General features: G+C 40.4%; 5 protein-coding genes. All 5 read right to left on the reverse strand.

From position 1 onward, the window contains the following. Nucleotides 1–279: 279 nt before the first annotated feature. The 5 genes from PX482_RS03335 to PX482_RS03355 all read right to left on the reverse strand — a co-directional run bounded on the left by PX482_RS03335 (nt 280) and on the right by PX482_RS03355 (nt 5105). On the reverse strand, nt 280–2502 hold the full coding sequence (locus PX482_RS03335; protein ID WP_288093567.1) for a tetratricopeptide repeat protein: 2223 nt from the start codon (nt 2500–2502) through the stop codon (nt 280–282). A gap of 439 nt (nt 2503–2941) precedes the next feature. After that, nucleotides 2942–3283 carry a DUF565 domain-containing protein gene (locus PX482_RS03340; RefSeq protein WP_002768596.1) on the reverse strand — a complete coding sequence of 114 codons (342 nt, stop codon included), beginning with the start codon at nt 3281–3283 and terminating at the stop codon, nt 2942–2944. 2 nt (nt 3284–3285) lie between these two features. Beyond that, nucleotides 3286–3897 carry a DUF3611 family protein gene (locus tag PX482_RS03345; protein ID WP_002800798.1) on the reverse strand — a complete coding sequence of 204 codons (612 nt, stop codon included), beginning with the start codon at nt 3895–3897 and terminating at the stop codon, nt 3286–3288. 249 nt (nt 3898–4146) lie between these two features. Then, nucleotides 4147–4836, reverse strand: coding sequence for a J domain-containing protein (locus PX482_RS03350; RefSeq protein ID WP_002763029.1), 690 nt, complete (start codon nt 4834–4836; stop codon nt 4147–4149). Next, nucleotides 4833–5105, reverse strand: a complete 273-nt coding sequence (locus PX482_RS03355) for a hypothetical protein (RefSeq protein WP_071825130.1) — start codon at nt 5103–5105, stop codon at nt 4833–4835. The genes PX482_RS03350 and PX482_RS03355 overlap by 4 nt, the downstream gene beginning before the upstream one ends. Between the last annotated feature and the right edge of the window lie 262 nt (nt 5106–5367).

The raw sequence follows: 5367 nt of genomic DNA on the forward strand, positions 1-5367 counted from the left end.
CAACCTACAGTTTCGTAGGTTGGGTTGAGCGAATAAATATGTTAAAGAAAACCTCTCAATTCTCAGGAAAAGCGAAACCCAACACCCAACACCTAAATCTGTCTGAATCTTTTTGTTGGGTTTCCTTGGGTCTATGGTTGGGTTTCCTTACGTCAACCCAACCTTGTATGATGATTAGCGGCTAATTGATCGGCAATAAGAGACTCCCCCGCTCTTTGAAGGCTTGAAATAGCCAAGTCTTGAAGTCTTTGTCAAAAATTAGCTTATTTTTTCGATAAATTACTGCATTTTTAACATCCATTCTACCGCCCGTTCATAGAGTTCTAAATTACCGGTTTTTATCAAGGCATTAGCGGCTTTTTGCAAATAGTTAAGGCTCGCTACTCGACTACTAGGATTTTTATCATCGTAGGTGGCAAGTGCCAAATTATAATAAGCTTCGCCATAATTTGGCTGATAAGTAATTGCTAATTGATAATCGGTGATCGCTGCCTTCTTATCGCCCATTTTTTCCTTAACTAAACCTCGATTATAGTAAGCTTCAGCATAGTTAGACTGGAGAGAAATAGCCATATTTAAATCCTCCAAAGCACTGGCATTATCTCCCAAATCAAAGCGAATAACTCCCCGGTTATTATAGGCAATAGGATTATTGGAATTCAAGCTAACTGCCTTATCTAAATCCTCTAAAGCACCCTCCTTGTCCCCAGTTTGTCGTCGAATAATACCACGATTATTATAGGCGATCGGATTCTCCGATATTCTCGGTGTTACTTGTACATTATCGGGAATAGTAGCGGTATCAGTGCGTGCATTTCCCCGATTACTATACGCTGTCACATCGATAGGATTAATGCTCAAAGATTGCAGGTAATCTGTAATCGCTCCTTGGTCATCTCCCACGTCAGCGCTACTATTACCACGACTATAGAAAATTCTCGCATCACGGACTTTTTGTAGGAATACATTATAATCCTCGATCGCTCCCTGTTTATCCCCTTTTTCAAAACGCGCATTAGCCCGTTTATGATACCCTTCTGGATCGTTAGGATAGGCAACTATATAAGTAGTATAATCTCTTTCGGCCGCAGCAAAATTTTTCAGAGCAAAATAAGCATCTCCCCGGGCTTGAGCATGACAAGAGACATTATAATTAGGACGAAAATCGGTTTCTCTGGAGTTATAAAAATAATTTTTGTCGGCAGATTCTCGGATATTTTCGCTACAGACAGAGCGAGAAGTAAAACTAGGTATATTAATCCGATCATCTTGGGCTAAGGCAATATTATAATTATCTACTGCCTCCTGATAACGCCCCAATTTATACAGCACTAACCCCCGATGATAGTTAGCGGCTGCATCATGACGATTTCGTGCCACTGCCGCAGTAAAATCCTCTAAAGCTCCTGCGTATTCTTGATATTTATTGGCTCGCATTAACCCCCGATATACATAGGCTTTTGCGTCTTGGGGTTGCAGATAAATTGCTTGGTTATAATCTTGAATTGCCCCTTGATTATTGTTGAGTCTTAGGTGAGCATAACCCCGTTTAAGAAATGCTCTAGAATGGGGAATTTTATCGTAGTTGGGATTAATACGGATGACAAGTGCTAGATCTTTGATGGCTCCATTATAATACTCGATCGCTGTTTGATATCCTGACAGGGAATTAGAAGATAAATTGGCTAATTCGACTTCCTCGTCAGCGATTTCAAGTTGTACTCTGGCACGGTTTTGATAACTGCTAGGAGCATTCTTGGCTAAAAATAGTTTGGGTGAGCATTTTAAAACGATTTTATAATCCTTAAAAGCCTCTCGTTTTCTCCCTATCTTTTCTAAAGCTATGGCCCGATTATAATAGAGTTCAATTAGATCGGGTTGGTATAAAATAGCCAGATCATAATCTTTGATAGCCTCTGCATAATTTCCCCACTGAGAGTATAGCTGTCCTCGATGATAATAGCCGCGATAATTTTCAGTTTCATAACCGATAAAACGCTGGTAATAATCTAAAGCCAAGGATTGATGATTGAGCAAAGATGCAATAATTGCTAGGTTAAAGCAAACTTCGCTTTTATTGGGATTATATTTAAAGGCTTGCTGAAAATCTGAGCGGGCAGCTTCTAATAATTTTGGCTGACGCTGCTCCTTTGCCATGGCTAACTTTAACACACCTCTTTGATAATAGGCTTGAGCTAGTAACTGTCTATCTTTGAAGGCGGGAGCATTATAATTACTGTACCAAATGTATTGACTGAAATCATCGATCGCACCGTTTTGATCGTTGATTTTTTCTCGCGCCATTCCCCGTTGAAGATAAAGTTTAATCGTACCCAGATCGCTAGGATAGACTCGCAGAGTGGCTGAATAATTAGCAATTTCTCTTTGGAGAGCATTTGTATCAACTTCTTCCTTAGAAATGACAGGACATTGTAGGTTTTCTACTGCTTTAACTGAGCTAACTTCTAAACCCAATAATTCCCAAAACAACAGGGGAGACAATAAAAGTATTTTTCTAAAAAGCTTGACATTTAAACTATTTTGTGCGGGGGGGTAATGGCTTGCTCTGTCAGGGTTTTAGTGATTAAGGATTGTTGTGGCATGATGATTAAAAAAATTTGGCCTAAATATAATTTGGTAATTTAATTATAACTGAACTTCCCCTGTATGAATATACTAGCCATGGCTAAAAGTCTTACAGAGCCTATGCTAAAGCTGGGTAATTTTAATGTACTAATGAGAATGAACGTCTGAAATCCTTATTTTCCTGAGAAGCGCCATGGAGTAAGGGTATCGTTGGGCAGCTTAACTAATACATTAGTTCTGTCTAGGCTGGCTACGATTGCTCGCTGCCGGTCGGCACTTAAGGGCAAGGTTTCCACTTTCCCCGACTGGCTCCTGAATCCTCACCCCACCAAGAAACATTTTCAGCCAACCCTATTTAAGAGCCAATTTTAAAGGCTTCTAGAAATAAACTATAGGTGATACCAATTTTGAGTAAATTGAAAGATTCTCGCAGAATCGGTGCGGGTTTAGCCTGAGAACTTTTTCGGTAAACAATCCGGCTAATCGCCTCCGTAAACAGCAGCAATAAACCAGCAGCCGTGACATCCCATTGAGCAGTTTGACCAGCAGTGGTGACAATTGCTTGCCCAGAAAAAACTCCAAATAAAACACAAATTATCTGTAGGGAAATCCGTCGCCAAGGATTACCAAAAAAGCGATTAAATCGACTGCTGGTGACATTAGCCAGCGTACTTAAACGGGTGCGTTGCATGGCCATATTTATTTAGAAGTAATACGATTAAGAAGCCACAAAGAAGTAACGATACCAGTAAAGTGAGCGAGAATTGTATTAGTATTAGCCTGCACAATTAACAGGTCAACAGAATTAACAAACTGACTGGGGTTAGAGGCAACATTAAAAGTACCTTGGGGAACATTGAGGGATTTAATTAAGACAATTCCCGCCAAGGCTTGCGCTCCCAAAATAGTTAAAAACATCCCGATAATATTAGCGATTAAACCCTGACGGATTAACTGAATAGTATCGGATTTTTTCGGGCGACTATCTTGATCACCTCTCAACATTTGACGGGCAATTTTCATGTAACGAGAAGAAAAGAAAATGGCAACCACCAAGAAACCAGCCCCACCAATGGCACATAAAACACCGATTTCAATGCCAGAAGTGCGTTGTCTCGTCCCTAATAAACTAGCGGTAGCAATGAGTAATAAAACCCCCGAAATTACGCCCAGGACAATCTGCGTCCAAAAACCGATTCTTCCCTGACGTAAAAGGATATTAGCAGCTCGTTGGACGGCCGGAGGCAAGGAATAAAGATCAGAATCTCTAGGGGTGGATATATTGGTAATTTCTGATTGTTTGTCTCTCATCGGGGTTAAGCTAGGGTTGGGTAAATCTGGTCTTGATCTATTTTCGTCTTTTTTTTTGCCCATGGCTAGAGATTTAATCAAGCTCTGGCATAATTAATTTTTCATGGTTCAAAAAAGGCAAAAATAATGATTAAATTGCCTAAAATCTGTAAATAGACCATTTAATTGATTATTATTCATTCTTAATTCTCCTGACTACTGACTACTGGCTCCTAACCCTAACAACAATTTTTGATTTTTACCAGAGATTTAATTTTGGCACTGACTGGCTATCTGTTTAGCTTCCACCTGTAAACGCTGGGCCATGCGAAACATTTCTTGACCGGTGTGGAGAGAGCGATCATCGTAGTTAAGGGTAAAGGTTTCTAATTCTTCTAGTCCGTCAGTGAGATGATTGAGACAGTAGTAAAGAGAAGCGGCCACTTTGGCCATTTTGGCAGGGTTGGGCCTTTGGCAAAAGAGGGTTTTGGCTCGATCGAGATTTTGGCGACAGGTTTCTAGATAGTCTTGAAAAACAGCCATTAACTGATCATCGAAGGGATCGGCGGATAGGTGATCGATCTGACCTTTGAGAGGTCGAATAATTTGACCGATCAGACGATTAATCGGGCTATAGGTCTGGTTATACCACTGTTTCACCAGGGCCTCGTCTTCCTGGACTGCCTCTTTGTAACGATGGTAATTTGCTTGGGCAGTGGCAGTGCGTTGGCCGCGTTTTTCGGGAAAATTGGCGATTAGTTGGTTATCGTAGTCCTTTCTTAGCCTCGGATCGCTTAAAATCTCGTAGGCGGCGTTAATAGCGACGATTTTATCGTGACTGGCACTATCGTTTTGACTATCGGGATGGAATTGTCTGGCTAAACGCCGATAGGCCCGTTTAATCTCGTCAGGGGTCGATTTATGGCTGATTTCTAAGGTTTGGTAGTGGTTGCCGGTCATGAGCGCAAGCGATCGATCTGTCTTTTATTATTATCGACTATGCTTAACGCGGCGGAGAAGGAGAATTGTCGAGAGTGGGAAAGTGGGGAGGTGGGGTGTGGGGTGTGGGGTGTGGGGTGTGGGAAGAATACATAAAAATAATCTCCTGTCTCCTGAATACTGACTTCTGACTCCCGACTCCTGACTTCTAACCCCATGTTGGACAAAGATAAGCAAAAATTATTTATTGACTCCAAAAACTTGAGAATATTTAAATTAACATTTCGCAATATTTATAAATTCTTAAGAATTAATTGAGAAAGATTTTTATTTAACAACGATGTTACAATGGTTACAGCGATTTGATAGAATTTCATAGTGGGTTATTATGTGCTTTTTTGGGCAGCAATGGCTCAAACCCTTGCCACACCTACAAGGTGATCCTAATTAAAACAGGTAAATCAGTCAATTTCACCCATAACGATGATCTTTTTTTTGTGTAGTTTTATTGCAAAAAAAAAGTTTTTTTGACAAAAAGCACAAAGTATGATA

This window comes from Microcystis sp. M53602_WE12, from assembly GCF_030065455.1.
GTDB classification, from domain to species: Bacteria; Cyanobacteriota; Cyanobacteriia; order Cyanobacteriales; family Microcystaceae; genus Microcystis; species Microcystis aeruginosa.

Coding starts and splice junctions, on each gene's coding strand:
- PX482_RS03340 (WP_002768596.1), bottom strand. CDS start 3,283: ATGGCCATGCAACGCACCCGTTTAAGTACGCTGGCTAATGTCACCAGC.
- PX482_RS03350 (WP_002763029.1), bottom strand. CDS start 4,836: ATGACCGGCAACCACTACCAAACCTTAGAAATCAGCCATAAATCGACC.
- PX482_RS03345 (WP_002800798.1), bottom strand. CDS start 3,897: ATGAGAGACAAACAATCAGAAATTACCAATATATCCACCCCTAGAGAT.